The organism is Pseudomonas arcuscaelestis (assembly GCF_016881005.1).
GTDB classification, from domain to species: domain Bacteria; phylum Pseudomonadota; class Gammaproteobacteria; order Pseudomonadales; family Pseudomonadaceae; genus Aquipseudomonas; species Aquipseudomonas arcuscaelestis.
In genome coordinates this window covers 19,188-41,361 of sequence record NZ_JACOPV010000020.1, presented here as the reverse complement: position 1 = coordinate 41,361, position 22,174 = coordinate 19,188, and the positions used below count along the sequence as shown (strand labels likewise).

At 59.9% G+C, this 22,174-nt stretch carries 16 protein-coding genes and 2 tRNA genes; 5 read left to right on the top strand and 13 right to left on the bottom strand.

Annotation, left to right across the window (positions count from 1 at the left end; genetic code table 11):
• Positions 1 to 152 precede the first annotated feature (152 nt).
• Entirely contained in the window at positions 153 to 740 is a 588-nt protein-coding gene (locus H8F21_RS25635) for an LOG family protein (protein WP_203478805.1), read from the top strand.
• On the opposite strand, the gene H8F21_RS25630 is transcribed toward H8F21_RS25635, so the two are convergent.
• From H8F21_RS25630 to rnr, 10 genes are all read right to left on the bottom strand, one after another.
• A complete protein-coding gene (locus H8F21_RS25630) occupies positions 737 to 1,639 on the bottom strand; it encodes a transglutaminase family protein (RefSeq protein WP_203585614.1) in 903 nt (300 codons plus the stop codon). The two genes, H8F21_RS25635 and H8F21_RS25630, sit on opposite strands and share 4 nt — an antisense overlap.
• Positions 1,639 to 4,125: a circularly permuted type 2 ATP-grasp protein gene (locus H8F21_RS25625; RefSeq protein WP_203585613.1), complete on the bottom strand. Its 2,487-nt coding sequence runs from the start codon at positions 4,123 to 4,125 to the stop codon at positions 1,639 to 1,641. Before H8F21_RS25625 ends, H8F21_RS25630 begins: the two co-directional genes overlap by 1 nt.
• A 269-nt stretch (positions 4,126 to 4,394) precedes the next feature.
• Complete coding sequence (locus H8F21_RS25620) at positions 4,395 to 6,698, bottom strand: YgiQ family radical SAM protein (protein WP_203478791.1); 2,304 nt, start codon at positions 6,696 to 6,698, stop codon at positions 4,395 to 4,397.
• A gap of 100 nt (positions 6,699 to 6,798) precedes the next feature.
• Complete coding sequence (dnaB, locus tag H8F21_RS25615) at positions 6,799 to 8,196, bottom strand: replicative DNA helicase (RefSeq protein WP_203478789.1); 1,398 nt, start codon at positions 8,194 to 8,196, stop codon at positions 6,799 to 6,801.
• 110 nt (positions 8,197 to 8,306) lie between these two features.
• A complete protein-coding gene (gene rplI, locus H8F21_RS25610) occupies positions 8,307 to 8,753 on the bottom strand; it encodes a 50S ribosomal protein L9 (protein ID WP_136478396.1) in 447 nt (148 codons plus the stop codon).
• Between the two features lie 21 nt (positions 8,754 to 8,774).
• Positions 8,775 to 9,674 (bottom strand): hypothetical protein, encoded by a 900-nt coding sequence (locus tag H8F21_RS25605; RefSeq protein ID WP_136478397.1) that lies wholly within the window; start codon positions 9,672 to 9,674, stop codon positions 8,775 to 8,777.
• Positions 9,675 to 9,710: 36 nt separating this feature from the next.
• Positions 9,711 to 9,941, bottom strand: coding sequence for a 30S ribosomal protein S18 (rpsR, locus tag H8F21_RS25600; protein ID WP_009403887.1), 231 nt, complete (start codon positions 9,939 to 9,941; stop codon positions 9,711 to 9,713).
• Between the two features lie 28 nt (positions 9,942 to 9,969).
• Positions 9,970 to 10,395, bottom strand: coding sequence for a 30S ribosomal protein S6 (rpsF, locus tag H8F21_RS25595; protein ID WP_136478398.1), 426 nt, complete (start codon positions 10,393 to 10,395; stop codon positions 9,970 to 9,972).
• A gap of 240 nt (positions 10,396 to 10,635) precedes the next feature.
• Positions 10,636 to 11,385, bottom strand: a complete 750-nt coding sequence (rlmB, locus tag H8F21_RS25590; RefSeq protein ID WP_203478787.1) for a 23S rRNA (guanosine(2251)-2'-O)-methyltransferase RlmB — start codon at positions 11,383 to 11,385, stop codon at positions 10,636 to 10,638.
• Positions 11,382 to 13,973, bottom strand: coding sequence for a ribonuclease R (rnr, locus tag H8F21_RS25585; RefSeq protein ID WP_203478785.1), 2,592 nt, complete (start codon positions 13,971 to 13,973; stop codon positions 11,382 to 11,384). Before rnr ends, rlmB begins: the two co-directional genes overlap by 4 nt.
• Positions 13,974 to 14,239: 266 nt before the next feature.
• On the opposite strand from rnr, the gene H8F21_RS25580 reads away from it, so the two are divergent.
• The 4 genes from H8F21_RS25580 to H8F21_RS25565 all read left to right on the top strand — a co-directional run bounded on the left by H8F21_RS25580 (position 14,240) and on the right by H8F21_RS25565 (position 17,257).
• Positions 14,240 to 14,326 (top strand) — tRNA-Leu (locus H8F21_RS25580).
• An 87-nt stretch (positions 14,327 to 14,413) separates the two neighbouring features.
• Positions 14,414 to 14,500, top strand: a tRNA-Leu gene (locus tag H8F21_RS25575).
• A 175-nt stretch (positions 14,501 to 14,675) separates the two neighbouring features.
• Complete coding sequence (locus H8F21_RS25570; protein ID WP_203478782.1) at positions 14,676 to 15,689, top strand: extracellular solute-binding protein; 1,014 nt, start codon at positions 14,676 to 14,678, stop codon at positions 15,687 to 15,689.
• The gene (locus tag H8F21_RS25565) at positions 15,689 to 17,257 is read left to right on the top strand and encodes an ABC transporter permease (protein WP_203585612.1); all 1,569 of its coding nucleotides are present in this window, start codon (positions 15,689 to 15,691) and stop codon (positions 17,255 to 17,257) included. Before H8F21_RS25570 ends, H8F21_RS25565 begins: the two co-directional genes overlap by 1 nt.
• 39 nt (positions 17,258 to 17,296) lie before the next feature.
• Here H8F21_RS25565 and H8F21_RS25560 read toward each other — a convergent pair whose 3' ends face one another.
• The 3 genes from H8F21_RS25560 to H8F21_RS25550 form a co-directional block, all read right to left on the bottom strand.
• Positions 17,297 to 19,231, bottom strand: coding sequence for a methyl-accepting chemotaxis protein (locus H8F21_RS25560; RefSeq protein ID WP_203585611.1), 1,935 nt, complete (start codon positions 19,229 to 19,231; stop codon positions 17,297 to 17,299).
• Positions 19,232 to 19,369: 138 nt separating this feature from the next.
• Positions 19,370 to 20,662: an adenylosuccinate synthase gene (locus H8F21_RS25555; RefSeq protein ID WP_136478404.1), complete on the bottom strand. Its 1,293-nt coding sequence runs from the start codon at positions 20,660 to 20,662 to the stop codon at positions 19,370 to 19,372.
• Positions 20,663 to 20,716: 54 nt separating this feature from the next.
• Positions 20,717 to 21,904, bottom strand: a complete 1,188-nt coding sequence (locus tag H8F21_RS25550; RefSeq protein ID WP_136478405.1) for an ATP phosphoribosyltransferase regulatory subunit — start codon at positions 21,902 to 21,904, stop codon at positions 20,717 to 20,719.
• Positions 21,905 to 22,174 lie beyond the last annotated feature (270 nt).

Genomic DNA, 22,174 nt, shown 5'->3' with positions numbered 1-22,174 from the left:
CCCCTTAACAGCTTGATGAACAGTTTGTTGGCCGCCTACGCCTGCGGCGCCAGTGGGGCCACCTGCGAGTTCTGTCGTCCCGAGTAATATCTGGCCTTGGAAGCGGCGTGCATGCGCCTTACTCTCTGTGCGCCTGTTATCGGAGAGATAAAATGCCTGTACGTTCCATTTGCGTATTCTGTGGCGCCAGCACTGGTGTCAATCCTGCCTACCGCGACGCTGCCATCGCCCTTGGCCAGACCATTGCCCAGCGTGGCCTCACCCTGGTATACGGCGGCGGTGCCGTCGGCCTGATGGGCATCGTTGCTGACGCGGCCATGGCCGCTGGCGGTGAAGTTATCGGAATAATCCCGCAGGCTCTAAAAAGCGCCGAGATCGGCCATACCGGGTTGACCCGCCTGGAAGTCGTCGACGGTATGCATGCGCGCAAGGCACGCATGGCTGAACTGAGCGACGCATTCGTCGCCCTGCCCGGCGGCCTGGGCACCCTGGAAGAGTTGTTTGAAGTCTGGACCTGGGGCCAACTGGGTTACCACGCCAAGCCCCTGGGGCTGCTCGATGTAAACGGTTTCTACAGCAAACTGGGCAGTTTCCTCGACCACGTGGTGGAAGAAGGCTTTGTGCGTGCGCAACACCGCGCCATGCTGCAACTTGCCGACGCCCCCGGCGAACTGCTCGACGCCATGGAAAACTACCAGGCGCCGGTCGCCCCCAAGTGGGTGGACAAAAAGCCTGACTAAGGCTGGCCGTCTTCCAGCGGCATCACCGTAACCTGCACCTGCGGATCATGCGTACCGCCGCCGAGGATCACCCCACGCAGCGGTGACACATCGAAGAAGTCCCGGCCCCAGGCCAAGGTGATGTGCTCCAGCGCGGGCAGCAGGTTGTTGGTGGGGTCAAAGTCGACCCAGCCCTGGAGTGGGCAAAATACCGACACCCACGCGTGCGAGGCGTCAGCCCCCACAAGGCGCGGTTGCCCGGGCGGCGGGCGGGTGAGCAGATAACCACTGACATAACGCGCCGCCAGTCCCCGTGAGCGCAGGCAGGCAAGCATCAGGTGAGCAAAGTCCTGGCAAACGCCCCGCCTGCGCTCAAGCACTTGCTCCAACGGCGTAGCGACCTGGGTCGCGCCGGCCTCGAAGGTGAACTCGCTGAAAATTTTTTCCATTAATGCCTGGGAGCCCGCGAGCAAAGGTCGGCCTGGGGCAAAACACGACGCGCTGAAGGCCACAAAGCGCTGCTTCAGACGCACATAGGGTGATTCAAAACGGTAGCGACAAGCCTGCAGATGCTCGCTCGACAGTGGCTTGCCGGTATAGCTCAGTGCATCACGGACCTGCTCCCACGCCGGTGAAACGCTCAATTGTGGAGCGCTTCGCGGCAACACTTCGATATGCAAGCGTGCGACCACTCGCAACTGCTCGTGCTGGCGTTCAAAGGCCAGGCGCGTGAGTGGATTTCCGAACACATCCCATTCGTCCCGCCGCTGTGTCGGCTCGGGGCTGACCTGGAGCGCCTGCGCCGTACAACGCTGCCAGGCACACGCGCGCGGCCACAGGTGAGCCAACTGCTGGGCAAGAGACACCGGACTGTCATAGCGATAATGGGTGTCGTGGACAACATGATAACGAGCGCTCATCAGACCGACACCGTTTGCTGACTGACATCGTCGACATGAGCAAAGTGGCGAAGGGCCAGGCGCTCGGAAATATCACTGCTGGCTGTGGCAACCGATTGCAACAGGTCAGCCAACCCGGTCAGCACCGCATGAACACTCGCGCTGCCAAACAACGACCCCTCAAGGTTGCGCAAGTCGAACTGTTTGAGCTGCTGAGCCAGCAACGCCAGGCCCGGATCAACGGGGCTGGCGAACGCTTCGCACAAGCGTCGGTAGGTACGCACCAGTAGGTTGAGCTGGAACATCACGGCGTGCGGGTTCTGTTCATCCAGCAGCAACAGGTCGAGCACTGGAATCAGTTGTGCGACCGCCAGATAACGTGAGCGGTAGGTAATGCTGCTGTTACCCAATTCCAGCAGCCACTCAAGCCCAGCCTGATCGTATACCGCCGGCCCGCGCAGGAAAGCTGCCAGGCTGCTGCACAGTGACTGCAGGCGTTCGATGCGCCGACCAATCATCAAAAAGCGCCAGCCTTCGTCGCGGGTCATGTCATCCAGGGCAAAGCCCGACAGCGCCGCCATCGACATGACCAAGCGGTTGAGAAAATCTACCTGTTCCCCAAGGCCCGCCGTGTCATCGCCAAGGCTCTGCGCCTCGCGTTGCAACTCCACCAACGCCTGCCAGTTTTCCCGCGAAAGTTTGCCGCGCACCTGTGACGCTGCCCAGTGCAAGCGCTGCAGGTTATTGCTGAGGCTGAAGGCCCAGTCCCGGTCGGCCAAGGCGGCGTGCAAGCGCTCGGGCAGCCTGCCCTCGGGCGGTAGCAACGAAAGCTCAGCTGCCAGCGACACCGCGGCCTGCAGGGCCAGAGGATCGTCGCCATCGAGATAACGGGTAAGGATGATCCGCAGCAAACGCGCACTGGCATCGCAGCGTTCGCAATAACGTCCGAACCAGAACAGGTTTTCTACTACGCGTGACGGCAGGTACGGGTCTTGCCGCACCAGCTCAGCCACGCCAAGCGTCTGCGCGCTCCGCCACGGCTCATCCACAGGTGCCGTGTCCCCCAACACCCAGACATCTTTGCTGGCGCCTCCACGCTGCATCGACACCACTTCAGCGTCCGCCAGCGCGGCCACTCGGGTAAGGCCACCCGGCAAGACCCGGTATCCCTCAGCCGTTGCCACTGCATAAACCCGCATACCAATGGCCCGTGACCGCAATTGGCCTTGGTCCTGCTGCCATACCGGTGCTTGCGACAACTGCGCCAGTTGCTGAGCGACATAGGCATAAGGGCGGGCCTGAATCCTCAGGCAAAGCGCCTGGCGCTCGGCCTCGTTCAACTCGCGACCCAATACTGGATTGAAGCTCTGCGAAGGAAACGCCGGTTTCACCAGCAACTGCGGGAGCTGCTCCAGTGCTTGCTCCATCGCCAGAGGCTCGCCGCACCACCACGTGGCTATCGACGGCAAGCTGAGTTCTTCGGCAAACAGGTGCTGGTTGATAGCGGGTAAAAAGCCCAGCAAGCCTGGCGATTCCAGCACCCCGGCCCCCAAGGCGTTAGCTACCAGAACACGCCCCTGACGCACTGAATCGAGCAATCCGGGAACGCCGAGCGCCGAATCAGTGCGCAGCTCCAGTGGATCACAGAAATCATCGTCCAGGCGGCGCATGATTGCGTGCACCCGGCGTAAACCGCTGAGCGTCTTGAGAAAGACCGTGGCGTTGCGCACGGTCAAGTCTGCGCCCTCTACCAGCGGGTAGCCCAATTGGCGGGCAAGGTACAGATGCTCAAAATAGCTTTCATTGAAACGGCCAGGCGTTAGCAAGACTACCAGCGGCACCTCTTTCTCGCTGGGCGCCAGGCGCATCAGCGTCTGCTGCAATGCACCGAAAAAACCTGCCAGATGCTGAACCCGCAGGTCTCGATACAACTCAGGCAGCGCACGGGAAACAATGGTCCGATTTTCCAGTGCATAACCTGCCCCGGAAGGCGCCTGGGTGCGATCAGCCGTTACCCACCAGCGCCCATCCGGTGCCCTCGCCAGGTCCACCGCGTAGACATGCAGAAAGGTCCCCCCCGGCGGGCTGATCCCTTGGCAGGGCCAGAGGAAATTGTTGTGACCATAGATCAGCTCGCTTGGCAGCAACCCGTTACGGATCAGCTGTTGCTGACCATAGACGTCGGCCAGTACTGCATTGAGCAGACGCGCACGCTGGGCGATGCCCGAGGCCAGTTCCTGCCACTGGGCGGCAGGAATCAGGTGCGGCAACAGATCCAGTTCCCAGGGGCGGTCGGCGCCTTTGGGGTCGGCATAAATGCTGTGAGTGACGCCGTTTTCGCGGAGCTGGCGAGTCAGTGACGCTTGTCGTTGGGCCAACTGTGCCGGGCCGCTGCGCTGCAGGTAATCGCATACCGGCTGCCAGTGACCTCGGACCTTGCCTTGGCCATCAAGCATTTCGTGGTAAGCACCCGGAGTTGGCCGGTAGGCATCAAACAAGTCAGGCATGGCGGTGATCGGAGTCTGCAAGTCGATTCAGAGAGCGGAACCGCGCAAGACATGTGCCATATGGCCAAGTCAGCGAATTCCGGCCTGCAACTCGTTCAGGCGCACCAAAAGCGCACCGCACAGAGGCTGCCGTGCAAGCGTTGCACAGATATGAGGCTTTTCCAGAAAAAACTGCACGGGAACAACGTGATCCGGCACCCCCTTTTTGTTGCAGGGTGCGCTGGCCTCATCGCGGGGCAAGCCCGCTCCCATTCCCAGGGAAATGCTGACTAGCGTGGCACTGCCGGTTGGCGGGCGGGCTTCTTACCGCCCTTACCGCCTTTGGCAGCTTCTTTACGCTCTTTGGCGGCCTGCTGGTTGCGGGCAAATGCCGCAGCCTTGGCTTGCTCGCGCTTGTCCCACGGATTTGAGCCGTCGCTGGCGCGCGGTGGCAAACCCGTGTGCTGGGTAAGGATCTTCTGCTCCTTGGCCACTTTGTGGCTACCCGCTGGCGTGGAGTTCTTGCGTCGAGCACTCTGGTAGCTGTCGGTAGACGGCTGGTGCAGCGGGATCAGCTGGTGCTTGCCTGGACCAATGAGGTCGGCACGCCCCATGCGTTCCAGTGCTTCACGCAGCATCGGCCAGCCTTTCGGGTCGTGATAGCGCAGGAACGCCTTGTGCAGGCGACGCTGCTGCTCACTCTTGACGATGGTTACTGGATCACTCTTGTAGGTAACCTTGCGCAGCGGGTTCTTGCCGGAATGGTACATGGCCGTGGCCGAGGCCATCGGCGACGGGTAGAACGCCTGCACTTGGTCGGCACGGAAACCATTGCCCTTGAGCCACAAGGCAAGGTTCATCATGTCTTCGTCGGTGGTACCCGGATGCGCGGCGATGAAGTACGGGATCAGGTACTGTTCTTTACCTGCCTCTTTTGAGTACTTCTCGAACATGCGCTTGAAGCGGTCGTAGCTGCCAATACCCGGCTTCATCATCTGATTCAGCGGGCCTTCCTCGGTGTGCTCCGGAGCAATTTTCAGGTAGCCGCCAACGTGGTGGGTCACCAGTTCCTTGACGTACTCCGGCGATTCCACCGCCAGGTCGTAACGCAGGCCGGAAGCGATGAGGATCTTTTTCACCCCTGGCAGTTCACGTGCGCTGCGATACAGCTTGATCAGGGCCGAGTGGTCGGTGTTCAGGTTCGGGCAGATACCCGGGAACACGCACGATGGCTTGCGGCACGCCGATTCGATTTCGGGGCTCTTGCAGGCAATACGGTACATGTTCGCGGTAGGGCCACCGAGGTCGGAAATGACACCGGTAAAACCTGGAACCTTGTCGCGAATTTCTTCGATTTCACGAATGATCGAATCGTGGGATCGGTTCTGGATGATGCGTCCTTCGTGCTCGGTGATCGAGCAGAAGGTGCAACCGCCGAAGCAGCCGCGCATGATGTTCACCGAAAAACGGATCATGTCGTAGGCCGGAATTTTCTCCTTGCCATACGCCGGGTGCGGGATGCGCGCATAGGGCATGCCGAACACATAGTCCATTTCTTCGGTGGTCATCGGAATGGGTGGCGGGTTGAACCATACATCAACCTCACCGTGCTTCTGTACCAGCGCGCGGGCATTGCCCGGGTTGGTCTCCAGGTGTAACACCCGGTTGGCGTGGGCATAGAGCACGGCATCCGCACGGACCTTTTCGAACGATGGCAGACGAATGACCGTTTTGTCACGGGTCATGCGCGGGCTGTCCAGAATCTGTACGACCCTGGCTTCGTTGGGATCTTCGTCCGGACCTTTTTCCTGCTCGATGGCGCAGGCCTGGGTGTCCTGGGTGTTAACGTACGGGTTGATGATCTTGTCGATCTTGCCCGGACGGTCGATACGCGTGGAGTCGACTTCGAACCAGCCTTGCGGCGTGTCGCGTCGAATGAAAGCCGTGCCCCGAATATCAGTGATGTCTTCGATCTTCTGGCCAAAGGACAGGCGCTGGGCGACTTCCACGATGGCGCGCTCGGCGTTGCCGTACAGCAGGATATCGGCACAGGCGTCGATCAGGATCGAATGACGAACCTTGTCCTGCCAGTAGTCGTAGTGAGCGATACGGCGCAGGGAGGCTTCGATACCACCCAGCACGATAGGCACATGCTTGTAGGCTTCCTTGCAGCGCTGGCTGTAGACCAGGCTCGCGCGGTCCGGACGCTTGCCGGCCAGGCCGCCCGGCGTGTAGGCGTCGTCGGAGCGAATCTTTTTGTCGGCGGTGTAGCGGTTGATCATCGAGTCCATGTTGCCGGCCGCGACGCCGAAAAACAGGTTCGGCTCGCCAAGCTTCATGAAGTCGTCTTTGGACTGCCAGTTCGGCTGGGCAATGATGCCCACGCGAAAGCCTTGGGCTTCAAGCAGGCGGCCAATGATCGCCATGCCGAACGACGGATGATCGACGTAGGCATCACCGGTCACGATGATGATGTCGCAGGAATCCCAGCCGAGCTGATCCATCTCCTCCCTGCTCATTGGCAGGAACGGTGCTGGTCCGAAGCATTCGGCCCAGTACTTGGGATAGTCGAAAAGTGGTTTGGCTGCTTGCATGTCAGTGACCGGTGGCTAATCGATGAAAAATCGCGGGCGCGGAATATAGCACAAATTTTGACCAATTCCGACGTTAAAGGTCGGAATTGCTCGAATTGGCTTACTCGTCGTCGTCGAAGTTGTAACTACCCGGCGCCAGGTTCTCAAAGCGCGTGTACTTGCCGATGAAGGCCAGGCGAATAAACCCGATCGGCCCGTTCCGCTGCTTGCCGATGATGATTTCGGCGATGCCTTTATGCTCGGTTTCCGGGTGATAGACCTCATCACGGTATACGAACATGATGACGTCGGCGTCCTGCTCGATCGCACCCGATTCACGCAAGTCGGAGTTCACCGGGCGCTTGTTCGGCCGCTGCTCAAGGGAACGGTTGAGCTGCGACAGTGCCACGACCGGGCAATTGAATTCCTTGGCCAGGGCCTTGAGCGAGCGCGAGATCTCGGAAATCTCGTTGGTACGGTTGTCACCGCTGGAACCTGGAATCTGCATCAATTGCAGGTAGTCGATCATGATCAGGCCCACTTCACCATGCTCACGCACCAGGCGGCGGGTACGCGCACGCATCTCCGAAGGGCTGATGCCTGCGGTATCGTCGATGAACAGCTTACGGTCGTTGAGCAGGTTGACCGCTGAGGTCAGGCGCGGCCAGTCATCGTCTTCCAACTGACCGGAACGCACCTTGGTCTGGTCGATGCGCCCCAGGGACGACAGCATACGCATGATCAGCGATTCGCCTGGCATCTCCAGGGAGTAGACCAACACCGCCTTGTCGCTACGCAACACGGCGTTTTCGACCAGGTTCATGGCAAAGGTGGTCTTACCCATGGACGGACGGCCAGCAACGATGATCAAGTCAGCTGGCTGCAGGCCGCTGGTCTTCTCATCGAGGTCGGTATAGCCGGTGGACAGGCCGGTAATGGCGCTATCGGTATTGAACAAGGTATCGATACGGTCGATGGCCTTGGTAAGCAGGTCATTGACCCCTACCGGGCCACCGGTTTTCGGCCGTGCCTCTGCGATCTGGAAGATCTGTCGCTCGGCTTCATCGAGAATCTCTGCCGCATTACGCCCCTGCGGGTTGAAGGCGCTATCGGCAATCTCGTTGCTGATGCTGATCAACTGACGCAGCGTTGCCCGTTCGCGGATGATCGCGGCATAGGCTTTGATGTTGGCTACCGATGGGGTGTTCTTGGCCAACTCGCCCAAGTAACCCAGGCCACCGACTTGCGAACTGACACCTTCCTTGTCCAACTGCTCGTGCAGCGTCACCACGTCGAACGGGGCGTTCAGGTCAGCAAGCTTATGGATGGCGCGGAAGATCAGACGGTGGTCATGCCGGTAGAAATCGCCGTCAGAAACTTGATCGAGCACTCGTTCCCAGGCGTTGTTGTCCAGCATCAGGCCACCGAGCACGGCCTGTTCGGCCTCGATGGAATGCGGAGGCACCTTCAGGGCAGAGGTTTGCAGATCATATTGCTCGGGGGCGGTAATCTCGTTCATGGCCACGCAGGAATCAGGGTGATGAAAAAGACAAAGGGCACGACCTGCAAAGCAGGATCGTGCCCGATGTTAACCGGCTGACACTCAAGGTGCTAGCCGATTGGTACAGCTTAGGCTGCGACAACAACCACGCGAACGGTGGCTTCAACGTCGCTGTGCAGGTGCACGGCAACGTCGTATTCGCCGACGTTACGGATGGTGCCGTTCGGCAGACGAACTTCAGCTTTGGCCACTTCAACGCCGGAGGCGGTCAGAGCGTCAGCGATGTCGTGGGTGCCGATCGAACCGAACAGCTTGCCTTCGTCACCGGCGGTGGCAGTGATGGTCACTTCCAGCTCGGCCAGTTGGGCAGCGCGGGTTTCAGCCGAAGCTTTTTTGTCTGCAGCCAGTTTTTCCAGCTCGGCACGACGCTCTTCGAACGCAGCCAGGTTGGCGGCGGTCGCAGCGGTAGCCTTGCCGAATGGCAGCAGGAAGTTACGACCGTAACCGGCCTTAACATTTACCTTGTCGCCCAGGTTGCCCAGGTTGGCGACTTTTTCCAGCAGGATCAGTTCCATTTGGTATAAACCTCTTAACTTTTAACCTTCACCGTTCGCGGAATCGTTGTCAGCACCTTTAGGGGGTGCCTTGCGACCGCGAAAATCAATCAGGCTGTCGACAATGGCCAAAACCACGAGCAACGGATAAGTCAGCTGCATAAACAGCAGGAGTGTCACGTACATCCCGACCAACCAGAACTTGCCCAGTCGACCTTGCGCCACCAGCCCATGCATCAGGGCAAGCCCTGCGAACATCAGCGGCACGCTGCACAGCGGCGTCAACATCGCCAGTTCAGAACCGAAATTCGGTCCCACCAGCATGAGCACCACCAATACCAGCGTTGGCACCAGAGGAAGCCTGACCGCTTGAAACTCGCGACCAAAACCTCCCGGGTTATACAACACTGCCTGCCAGTAACGACCCAACATCAGGGCCAGCACACTGACGGCTTGCATCAATGCCGCTATCAGGCCAATGAGCACAGGTGCGATCAAGCTACCCAGGCGGGCCCGCTCTTCTACCGACAATTGTTGGTAGAGACCGTCGAGCATCTGCGGCAGGGCTTTTTCAAGCACGCCAGCAAGCGCTTCGATCGGTTCGCGGAACACCGAACCCAGAACAACCCCATACACCAGGCCCATCGCGATGCTGAACAACAGCACCCGGTTCCAGGACTGTCCGGCGCGCAACAGCGCAGCCAGACCCAGCGTACCCAGCAACACCATCAAGGTGCGCGGCTCGCCGAAGAACCACCACACCAACGCCGGCAATAATGCCCAGGCGAGGACTGCGGAGGCGTCCTTGAAACCGCGCCGCAGGAACACCAGGCTCCCAGCGGCGGCACTCAACCAGAACAACAGCGGCAACGCCGCACAACCCACCACCACCAGGGTGGCTTGCACGCGACCGCGCATGATGAAATCAGCTAAGGCACGCATGCATTCTATCCTTTGCTACCTGTCGACGACCCGGTCTCAGCGGCCGTGGCTGTCGGTGTAGGGCAGCAGGGCCAGGAAGCGGGCGCGCTTGATAGCGGTAGCCAGCTGACGCTGATAACGAGCTTTGGTACCGGTGATACGGCTTGGAACGATCTTGCCGGTTTCGGATACGTAAGCTTTCAGGGTGTTGAGATCTTTGTAATCGATCTCTTTCACGTCTTCAGCAGTGAAGCGGCAGAATTTACGACGACGGAAGAAACGTGCCATGTAATAGGCTCCTCAAAAGGTCCGTGGATTACTCGTCAGCGTTATCGCTGTTGTCGCTGTCATTGCTGTCATCGCCATCGGCGCTGTCAGAATGCTCAGGACGGTCGCGACGCTCACGGCGCTCACTGCGGTTTTCTTCAGCCTTGAGCATCTCGGATTGGCCGGTGACGGCTTCGTCGCGACGGATGACCAGGTTACGGATCACGGCATCGTTGTAGCGGAAGTTGTCTTCCAGCTCGGCCAGGGCCTTGCCAGTGCACTCAACGTTCAGCATCACGTAGTGAGCCTTGTGAACATTGTTGATTGCGTAGGCCAGTTGACGACGGCCCCAATCTTCCAGACGGTGGATCTTGCCGCCGTCTTCTTCGATCAGCTTGGTGTAACGCTCAACCATGCCGCCGACTTGCTCGCTCTGGTCAGGGTGGACCAGAAAGATGATTTCGTAATGACGCATGAATGCTCCTTACGGGTTGTAGTCTGCCACCAGGGTGGTCAGACAAGGAGTGAATGACACTGTATGTCTTGCCTTGGCTGAAGGCGCGTGAACGCCTGCCGACATGGCAAGGGGCGCAATTGTAGAGAAGCGCCGAAGGACAAGCAAGGTCATTGGTGAAGATTTGAACAGTTGCAAGCCACAAGATCAGTGCACTTTCCAGGGAAACACCACACCTTGCGGCTTGCAGCCTGAAGCTTGTTACTGCTTCTTGACGTTACGCTGACGAACGGCTTCGAACAGGCATACGCCCGTGGCCACCGACACGTTCAGGCTGCTGACGCTGCCAGCCATTGGCAGCTTGACCAGGAAGTCGCAGTGCTCGCGGGTCAGGCGACGCATGCCTTTGCCTTCGGCCCCCATGATCAGAATGGTCGGCCCGGTCAGGTCCTGCTGGTACAACTCCTGCTCGGCCTCACCGGCCGTACCGACGACCCACAGGCCACGCTGCTGGAGCTTCTCCAGTGTGCGCGCAAGGTTGGTCACGGCCACCAACGGGATAACCTCGGCGGCGCCGCAGGCAACCTTACGCACAGCCGGCGTCAGGGTTGCCGACTTGTCCTTGGGCACAACGACTGCCAGGGCACCGGCTGCATCTGCTGTACGCAGGCAGGCACCCAGATTGTGCGGGTCGGTGACGCCGTCGAGCACCAGAATCAACGGTGCGCCCTCAGTGCGGTCGAGCAGCTCTTCGAGCATTGCCTCGCCCCACACCTGGCTCGGGCTGACCTCAGCGACGACACCCTGGTGCACGCCTTCGACCCAGGCGTCCATCTCACGGCGCTCGGCCTGGCCGACCGCAACGCGGTTTTGCCCGGCCAGGTCGACGATGACCTGGACACGCGGATCGCTACGACCTTCCGACAGCCAGATCTGCTTGACCCGCTTGGGGTGATGACGCAAAAGGGCTTCTACGGCGTGAACGCCATAGATTTTTTCCAACTGACTCATGACTTGGCCTTGGGTTTACGTGATCCAGAGCTCGCCTTGGGCGGCCCCTTGCGATGCTTGCTCGGCTTCTCAGACGACTTGCCGGCCTTGGAGGACGACTTGCCGCTTGAGCTTTTGGCATCGGACATCAGCGCCTTCTTCATTTCCCGGCTTTTGCGCACTTCGGCGTTTTTCGCCGCCGCGTGCGAAGGGAAATAAGCTTCGGCAGTTTCGCTCTTCTTGCTCCGACGCGCAGGCTCGGCCTTCGGCGCTTCCGCCTTGTCGAGCACCGGGACAGGCTTGCCGTCCTGCGGGCGCACGCCTTCGGAACGCTGCTTGCGACCGATTGGCGCCTTGAGGGTGTTTTCGGCCATCTCGAAGTCGATCTTGCGCTGTTCGAGATCGACACGCATGACCCGCACTTCAACCGTGTCACCCAGGCGGAAGCTGCGACCGGTGCGCTCACCGGCCAAGCGGTGGTGCACAGGATCAAAGTGGTAGTAATCCCCCGGCAAGGCGCTGACGTGCACCATGCCTTCGACGTAGATGTCGGTCAGCTCGACGAACAGACCAAAACCGGTCACGGCAGTGATCACGCCCGGGAAGCTTTCGCCGACGCGGTCTTTCATGTACTCGCACTTGAGCCAGTTGACTACGTCGCGGGTGGCCTCGTCAGCGCGTCGCTCGCTCATCGAGCACTGCTCGCCAAGCTGCTCCAGGGTCGCCTCGTCGTACGGATAGATCCGCGCCTTGGGAATGCTCGGGGCGCCGGCACGCTTGACGTGCGGCGTATCCTGGCGCGAACGGATCACACTGCGGATAGCGCGGTGAGTCAGCAAGTCCGGATAACGGCGGATCGGCGAGGTGAAGTGGGTGTACGCCTCGTAATTCAGGCCGAAGTGGCCGTTGTTGTCAGCGCTGTACACCGCCTGGCTCAAGGAGCGCAGCATCACGGTCTGGATCAGGTGGAAATCCGGGCGATCAGAGATCTGGGCCAGCAGGGCCTGGTAGTCCTTGGGCGACGGACCATCCTTGCCTTTGTGCAACGACAGCCCCAGTTCGCCAAGGAAAGCGCGCAGCTTTTCCAGGCGCTCAGGTGGCGGACCATCGTGAACACGGTACAGCGCCGGAATTTCGTGCTTCTTGAGGAACTCGGCAGTGGCCACGTTGGCTGCCAGCATGCACTCTTCGATCAGCTTGTGGGCATCGTTACGCACCGTCGGCCGAATTTCGGCGATCTTGCGCTCGGAACCGAAGATGATCCGGGTTTCCTGGGTTTCGAAGTCGATGGCGCCACGCGTGTGACGGGCGGCCAATAGCACTTTGTACAGGGCATAGAGCTGCTTGAGGTCCGGGACCACTTCACTGTACTGCTCGCGCAGCGCCTTGCCCTCACGGGTACGCGCCTGCTCGAGCATGCTGCTGACCTTGTTGTAGGTCAGGCGTGCATGGGAGTGGATCACCGCCTCGTAGAACTGGTAATCAACCATCTGCCCGGACTTGTTAATGGTCATTTCACAGACCATCGCCAAGCGGTCGACGTGCGGATTCAGCGAGCACAGGCCGTTGGAGAGCTCCTCCGGCAGCATCGGAATCACGCGCTCGGGGAAGTAAACCGAGTTACCACGCACCTGGGCTTCGTTATCCAGGGCAGAACCCAGACGCACATAGCTGGAAACGTCGGCAATCGCCACGTACAGGCGCCAGCCACCGGAGAACAGGCGCAATTTGCCCAGGCTCTCGCAGTAGACCGCATCGTCAAAGTCGCGAGCATCTTCACCGTCAATGGTGACGAACGGCAGATGACGCAGGTCGATGCGATGCTCTTTGTCTTTTTCTTCGACTTCTGGCTTGAGCTTGCGGGCTTCTTTGATCACCGCCTCAGGCCAGACGTGCGGGATATCATAGCTGCGCAGAGCAACGTCGATTTCCATGCCCGGCGCCATGTAGTTACCGACCACTTCGGTAACATCGCCTTGAGGCTGGAAGCGCGGCGTCGGCCAATGGGTGATCTTCACTTCGACGAACTGACCGATCTTCGCACCGCCATTACGACCCGGGGTAATCAGCACTTCCTGCTGAACCTTGGGGTTGTCCGGGGTAACGAAGCCGATACCGCCTTCTTCGAAATAACGACCGACGATGGTTTCGTGGGCACGGGAGATCACTTCGACCACCACGCCTTCACGGCGTCCTCGGCGGTCCAGGCCGGAAACCCTGGCCAGGGCACGGTCGCCGTCGAACACTAGGCGCATTTGCGCAGGGCTGAGGAACAGATCGTCGCTGCCGTCATCCGGAATCAGGAAACCGAAGCCATCACGGTGACCGGAGATGCGCCCAAGGATCAGGTCCAGCTTATCAACCGGGGCATAGGTGCCACGCCGGGTATAGATCAACTGGCCGTCACGCTCCATTGCTCGCAGGCGGCGGCGCAGGGCTTCGATCTGGTCTTCGGTGGTCAGGCCGAACTCTTCGACCAACTGTTCACGGGCAGCCGGCGAGCCACGCTCGTCCAGACGCTGCAGGATCAGCTCACGGCTAGGAATAGGGTTTTCGTATTTTTCCGCTTCACGAGCGGCCTCGGGATCGAGGGACTGCCAATCGGCCATTAGGAGGGGTTCACCTTGTCTATATAAGGGTTAGTTTGGCATAGGCGTATTGAAACCGGAAATTTCAGGCTTGGACAGCCCTCTCAGAGCCCCTGAAGGCTGCCAAAACCATCATAAGGAACAACAACTTGAATTTTTTAAGATTTTTTCCGACCGGGGCTTTACAGCCCCCAGGGGCATCCGTATAGTGCGCACCACAGCGACGGCCACCGTCGTTATAGTTGAGATGTTAGCTGATGTGAAGCATCATGTGACCTCAGCGAAATGCCCAGATGGTGAAATTGGTAGACACGCCAGCTTCAGGTGCTGGTGACCTTACGGTCGTGGAAGTTCGAGTCTTCTTCTGGGCACCAATTTCAAATCTTAGAACTGCATAGTGCTTCTGAGATTTACTGCAACAAGCTACACTGTTTTTGTTACAAGCTACACCGCTTCATTTTGCCCAGATGGTGAAATTGGTAGACACGCCAGCTTCAGGTGCTGGTGACCTTACGGTCGTGGAAGTTCGAGTCTTCTTCTGGGCACCAATTCAGATCAAACCCGCGAAAGCGGGTTTTTTCGTTTCTGCCCCCAGCAATTCCTCCCTTGCACCTTGAAACGACCGATAGCCTGCTCATGAAATTCCCCCCATAGGGCCATTTGAGAAGCGATATCGATTATCATTGTTTCCAGATATGTAGCCGCAAGCGAGGAAGTACCCGCATGACGTTCCGCAATTCCCCCCTATTGCGCGGCCTGGCCGTTTCTGTTTTTGCCCTGGTGCTAGGCGCCCCCGTGGCCATGGCTGCCGACCCAGTGTCGCTGACTCTGTACAACGGTCAACACAAGGAAATTGGTGACGCCATCGCCAAGGCCTACGAGGCCAAGACCGGTGTCCACATCAACATCCGCAAAGGCAGCAGTAACCAGCTGGCCAGCCAGATTATCGAAGAGGGTGATCGCTCGCCCGCCGATGTTATCTACACCGAAGAATCGCCGCCCCTGAACAACCTGGGCGAGCTGGGCCTGCTGGCCAAGATCGACGACTCGACCCTGCAGATGCTTCCCAAGGATTTCGTCGCCACCAATGGCACCTGGATGGGCGTGACTGCACGCACCCGGGTAGTGGCATTCAATCCAAAGGTAATCGACGAAAAGGAATTGCCGCCTTCGGTAATGGATTTCGCCAACCCTGAATGGGACGGCAAGATTGGCTTCGTTCCGACCAGTGGCGCCTTCCAGGAACAAGCCGTTGCCATCCTCAAGCTGCACGGTCGCGATGCAGCCGAAGAATGGCTGACTGGCCTGAAGGCTTTCGGCAAGACCTACACCAACAACATGGTTGCCCTCAAAGCCGTGGAAAATGGCGAAGTCGCCGCCGTACTGGTGAACAACTACTACTGGTACGCCCTGAAAAAGGAACGCGGCCAGCTCGATTCGAAACTGTACTACCTGGCCGATGGCGATGTCGGTGGCTTGATGACCATTTCCGGCGCTGCTGCCGTCAAGGCTAGCAAACACCCGAAGGAAGCCCAGGCGCTATTGGCCTGGATGGCCAGCGAAGAAGGCCAGCGAGTAATCACCCAAACCACCGCCGAATACCCCCTGCACAAAGGTATGGTCTCGGACCAGGGCCTCAAGCCGTTCGAGGACCTGCGCCCGCCGAAAATTACTCCGGCCGACCTGGGTAATGCAGAGGAAGCCCTGGAACTTGAACGCGAAGTTGGCCTGCTCTGATGACCGCAGCCGTACCCATGCCAGCACCGGCAAGCCGTTACATCCCTCGACGCAAGCGACCTTCGATCTGGGTCGTGGTGCCGGTCCTGTTGTTGGTCGGCCTGAGCCTGCTGCCCTTGCTATACGTTGGCCTGAAGGCCTGGGAAGCAGGCTGGCGAGAAGCCTTGCACCTGCTTTGGCGCCCTTTTGTCTGGGGCCTGATGCGCAATACGCTGGTGTTAATGGCCGGCGTCACCCTCGCCTGCATGGTAATCGGTGTGTCCCTTGCCTGGCTGCTGGAACGTAGCGACCTGCCAGGCAGACGTCTGTGGGGCGTGATCTTGTGCCTGCCGTTCGCCGTACCCGCTTTCGTCAGCGGCTTTACCTGGGTGTCCTTGAGCCCGCGCTTCGAAGGCCTGGGCGGGGCAATCCTGGTAATGAGCCTATCCAAATATCCGCTGGTATTCCTGCCCGTTGCTGCGACGCTGCGCAATCTCGATACTTCGCTGGAGGAGTCGGCACGAACCCTGGGACAAAACCGCTGGGGTGTGTTCTTCAAAATCACCCTGCCGCTGTTGTGGCCCTCGATTCTGGGTGGCAGCCTGCTGATCGCCCTGCACATGCTGGTGGAGTTCGGCGCCCTGTCGATCCTCGGCCTGCAGACGTTCACCACGGCGATCTACCAGCAATTCGAACTGGAATTCAGCAACGCCAATGCAGCGATGCTCTCGGCAGTGTTGTTGTTCATGTGCCTGTTGCTGCTGTGGTTCGAACTGCGCGTGCGTGGCAAGGCTCGCCATGTGCGCATCGGTCAAGGTGTAGCCCGTCGCGGCGTGCCTGTTCGCCTTCGCGCCTGGATGCCGGCAGGTCAGCTGTACTGTCTGATTCTGGCGTTGCTCGGCAGCGGCATTCCGCTGGCCATGCTTGGCTATTGGCTGAGCGTCGGCTCATCCGCGGCCTTCCCGGTTGCCGATATCAGCCGCGCGCTGGCTTCATCGCTGTCACTGTCACTGGGAGGCGCCGGGCTGAGCCTGCTACTGGCATTGCCAGTAAGCTTTCTGGTGGTGCGATACAAGGGTCGCCTGGCAATCTGGGCCGAACGCCTGCCGTACTTGCTGCACGCCCTGCCCGGCCTGGTGATTGCCCTGACTCTGGTGTATTTCGCCTTGCACTACGTGCCGGTGCTGTACCAGACCACCGGACTGTTGCTGCTGGCCTACGCTCTGCTGTTCCTGCCGCTGGCCCAAGCGCCGGTGCGCACGGCGTTGAACAAGGCAGCCCCACAACTGGAAGAAGCGGCGCGCACCCTGGGCGCGACACAGTTCACGGCCTTCTGTCGGGTAACCTTGCCAATCATCTTCCCGGCGCTCGCCGCAGCGTTTGCCCTGGTGTTTCTCGATGCCATGAAGGAATTGACCGCAACGTTGCTGCTTAGCCCCACGGGCATGACCACCCTGGCAACCGAAGTGTGGGCGCACACCGCCAACGTCGAATTCGCGGCGGCGGCACCTTATGCAGCGCTGTTGATTCTGGTGTCGGGCTTGCCGGTGTATCTACTGACGACGCGGATGTATCTGAACCGTGCTTGAGGTCATTGGAAGCTTCGCGGAGCAAGCTCCGCGATCGCTTCAGGCGCGGAACTGACCCAGGCTGGCTTTGAGCTGAGCCGCCAGGTCATCGAGCACCTTGCTACTGGCAGTGGTTTGCATCACCACCTCGGCAGCCCGCTCGGCCTGGGCATGAATGGTCTGCACCCGCCCACGTACCGCCTGGGCACCGTGTGCCTGCTGTTCGGCCGCTCGGGTGGCCAGGCCAATTGCTGCATGAACCTGCTCAACCGAGGCCTGCACCGATTGCTGCAGGCGCGCGCTGTCACGCAACACCAACAATCCCTCACTGGCCTGGCGCCCCGCCTGGCTGATCGCCGCAACAGCTTCCTTGGCACCTTGCTGCAGTGCACCGATGTGAGCCTGGATGTCACCTGTCGAGCTCTGCGTCTTGCTCGCCAGCGCCCTGACCTCATCGGCGACCACAGCAAAACCACGACCCGTTTCTCCCGCCCGCGCTGCCTCGATTGCAGCGTTGAGCGCCAACAGGTTGGTCTGCTCGGCAATTCCGTGAATAACTGTGAGCACCACTTCAATCTGCTCACTTTGTTGAGCCAGTCGCTCAATGACTTTTGACCCGGTTTGCACCTGCCCCGCCAACGCTTCGATCAGCGTGGCTACCTGCGTAGAGGTACGACTGTTTTCGTCCGTAGCCTGGCGAATATCAACCACCTGTTGCAAGGCAGACTGCATGGCATGGCTTTCCGCCTGAGCTTCATCAGCCATGGTCGACAGATCACGCAAGCTAGCCGCCACCGCATCACGCTGCAACTCGGCAGCAGCGTCGGCACCGGCATTGCGCTGGGCCATGACACCTATCTCAACGCCCGTGCGCTGTGCCACCTCACCGGCTTCCCGCACGATTGGCTGCAACTTGTCGACGAACTGGTTGACCGCAGCAGCCATATCGCCAATCTCGTCGCGACTGTCGATGCTCACGCGCTTGGTCAGGTCGCCCTCCCCGGCGGCCAAGTCGTTCAAGGCAGCGATCAGCAGGCGCAGCTTGTTGACCACCCGCCGCCCCAGCACCACAGCCACCACCAGCAGCACACCAAGGCCAACCAGGGCCAGGCCCAGACCGATGTTCCAGCGCAAGGTTGCGGCGGCATCCTGGACACTTTGCGAAGTATTGGCCTGCATGGCTGCGGCGCTTGCCTGCGCCGCTTCCAGGCGTGCACGCAGGGCTTTGTTACTGTCCGCGGCAGCACCTACCAGGCTATCGCCCACCAACTGGTCACCACTGGCAATCAGCGCCGAGAAGCGCTTGTCGAGGGCAACCAGCTCGGCATCCACTGCAGCCGTGGAAACCCCCATCAATACCTTGCCGATCTCTACGCCATTGGGATTGATCGAAGCTTGGACGAAATACACCGACGGATCATTGCGCGCAGCATCCAGGACCTTGTCCAGCGCTCGTTCACCCTGGCCCTTTTCCAGCAACGCCTGATTGATAGGATTCTGCCGGTTCAAATAGCGCGTCAGGTGCTGCCCCTGAACATCGTCATAAACCACGAACAACACATTGGGGTTGCGCTGGGCGCGCCGGGAAAATTCGGACAAGGTGGGCACATCGTTATCCCACATGGCCCTTGGCGCTACCGAGGCCAGTAGCTCGGCCATGTCATTGGCCGAGTCCTTGAGGTTTTTCTCCAAGGTCGCCCGCAACTGCGCCTGCTCTCCCTGCAAGCGGGTCGACAAACCTGCAGTCAGGCGCTGACGCGTGCTCGCGGAGAGGCTATCGAGCCCGGAACTGACCTCCTGCCCTGCCTGCTCAAGCTCGGCAGACAACTTTTGGCTATCAACGCCCAATCGTTTGCCCAGATCCGCCTCCAGCGCAGTGACCGTGCTCCGGGTCAGCGCGACCGCAACCAGCACTTGCACCAAAAGAGCGATACCGAGGGCAACAAAGACAGGCCGCAACAGGCGACTTCGTAACAGTGAGAGAACGGCAGACACGTAAGAACCCTCTACTACTGGGGCCATTAAAATGATGGCAACCCTGAAGCGATTCTTACAGCAAAGGTTGTGCCGAACAGCGGACAGAAACGACAAAGGCCCCTAAAAAGGGGCCTTTGTTTTTACACCAGACGTTTATCAGGCAAACGGATGACGCAGCACGATGGTCTCGTTGCGATCCGGGCCAGTGGAGATGATATCGATCGGCGCACCGACCAACTCTTCCACGCGCTTGATGTAGGCACGGGCGTTAGCCGGCAGCTCTTCCAGGGTTTTGGCACCCAGGGTCGACTCGCTCCAGCCCGGCATTTCTTCGTACACAGGCTCCAGGCCGATGTAGCTGTCAGCGTCGGTTGGCGCATCGATAACGGCACCGTTCTCGTTCTTGTAGCCAACGCAGATACGGATGGTTTCGAGGCCATCGAGTACGTCCAGCTTGGTCAGGCACAGGCCCGAGATGCTGTTGACGTCGATGGCGCGACGCAGGATGACGGCATCGAACCAGCCGCAACGACGGGCACGACCAGTGGTCGCACCGAACTCGTGACCACGCTTGGCCAGGAAGGCACCGACGTCATCGAACAGCTCGGTCGGGAACGGGCCCGAGCCAACACGGGTGGTGTAGGCCTTGGTGATACCGAGAATGTAGTCGATGTACATAGGGCCAACACCAGAACCGGTAGCGATACCGCCGGCAGTGGTGTTGGAGCTGGTGACGAACGGATAGGTACCGTGGTCGATGTCGAGCAGCGAACCCTGGGCACCTTCGAACATGATGTCCTTTTCGGCACGGCGCAGGTTGTGCAACTCAGCAGTAACGTCGAGCATCAACGGCTTGAGCAGCTCGGCGTATTCCATGCACTCGTCCAGCGTCTTCTGGAAGTCGATGGCTGGCTCTTTGTAGTAGTTGACCAGCACAAAGTTGTGATAGTCCAGCAGCTCGCCGAGCTTGGCAGCGAAACGCTCACGATGGAACAGATCACCGATACGCAGGCCGCGACGCGCAACCTTGTCTTCGTAGGCTGGGCCGATACCACGACCGGTAGTACCGATCTTCTGCTCGCCACGGGCTTTTTCACGCGCCTGGTCCAGCGCTACGTGGTAAGACAGGATCAGCGGGCAGGATGGGCTGATACGCAGGCGCTCGCGCACCGGTACGCCTTTCTCTTCCAGCTTGTTGATCTCACGCAGCAATGCGTCTGGTGCAACCACCACGCCGTTGCCGATCAGGCATTGCACGCCTTCGCGCAGCACGCCGGACGGAATCAGGTGCAGGACGGTTTTTTCACCGTCGATCACCAGCGTGTGGCCAGCGTTGTGGCCACCTTGGTAGCGCACTACGGCGGCAGCATGTTCGGTCAGCAGATCAACGATCTTGCCTTTGCCCTCATCACCCCACTGGGTGCCCAGGACTACGACATTCTTACCCATAACACTTGTCCTCATTCGCGCAAACTTGGCGCCGGCTCGTGCCGGCGGGGAATCTCAAATGGCTAACGGCAGTACCTGCCAAAGCCCGTTTTGCTGAATCAATTGCCGATCGCAATCCGCCTCGACGGCGGCAGTCAAAGGCTGCCCAGGCAAGGCCTGAACCACCCGCTGACCTTCACTGCGCAATTGGCAGACCAACTGCCAGAGTGCTGCATCGCTGCTGTCGGGCATCCAGATCCCGCCAGAAGGCAACACAACCTCGGCCCGCCCCAGTGTGACCAGGGTCTTCAAATCCGTGGAGAAACCGGTGGCAGGGCGAGCCCGGCCAAAGTCTGCTCCGATGTCGTCGTAACGACCGCCCTGGGCGATCGACTGACCGACACCCGGGACAAAAGCGGCAAACACCACACCTGTGTGGTAGTGGTAGCCACGCAACTCACCCAGGTCGAAATACAGCGGCAAATCTGGATAACGCGCAGCCAGGCGCTCGGCGATGGCCAACAAGTCATCGAGGGCAGCCAGAACCGCTGCAGGTGCGCGCCCAAGGCGTACACGCGCCTCGGTAAGCACTTCGCGACCACCACACAACTCGGTGAGCGAACGCAGCATGTTGGCGAGGTCCGCAGGCAGGTTGGCGGTAAGCGCGACAACTTCATCGACAGCCTTGCGCTGCAGGGCATCGAACAACTGCTGCTCTACCGCACCGGACAAACCGGCGGCGCGCGCCAAGCCGCGATAGATACCCACGTGACCGAGGTCCATGTGCACATCAGCAACGTCGGCCAGTTGCAGCATGGCCAACATCAGGCTGATGACTTCAACGTCGCTGACCGGGCTTGCATCACCATACAGCTCGGCACCGAGCTGGATCGGGCTACGCGAGTTGGACAGCGCCCTTGGTTGGGCATGCAGCACGCTGCCGGCATAGCACAGACGGCTCGGCCCTTCACGACGCAGGGTGTGCGCATCGATACGCGCCACCTGTGGGGTGATGTCGGCGCGAAAGCCCATCTGCCGACCCGATTGTGGGTCGATAACCTTGAATGTCCGCAGATCCAGGTCCTGGCCGGCACCGGTGAGCAGCGATTCCAGGTACTCGATATGCGGGGTCACGACGAACTCGTAACCCCAGCTCTGGAACAGATCCAACACCTGGCGACGCGCGATTTCAATACGCGTCGCCTCAGGTGGCAGTACTTCTTCGATGCCATCTGGCAGCAGCCAGCGGTCTACCGTTGCCATTACGCCATTTCCCCTTTGGTCCGGGCGGCCTGCCCGCGGGCTAGCCTTGAGTGAAGCAGGTGTCGCCAAACAATGACGCGCAGCACTGATTCCAGCGCAACCGCCGTGTCGACACCCTCAAATACCTTGGGTTGCGCTGTAGACCGGAGATGCCTTGCGGCCGTTCGATCTTGCAGACGCAAAAAAGCCGGGAATTTCCCGGCTGCCGCATCATACACCCGTTTTCTCACAGGAACACCCCGCCAGGCGTTTTAGCCGCCCGGCGGGGTG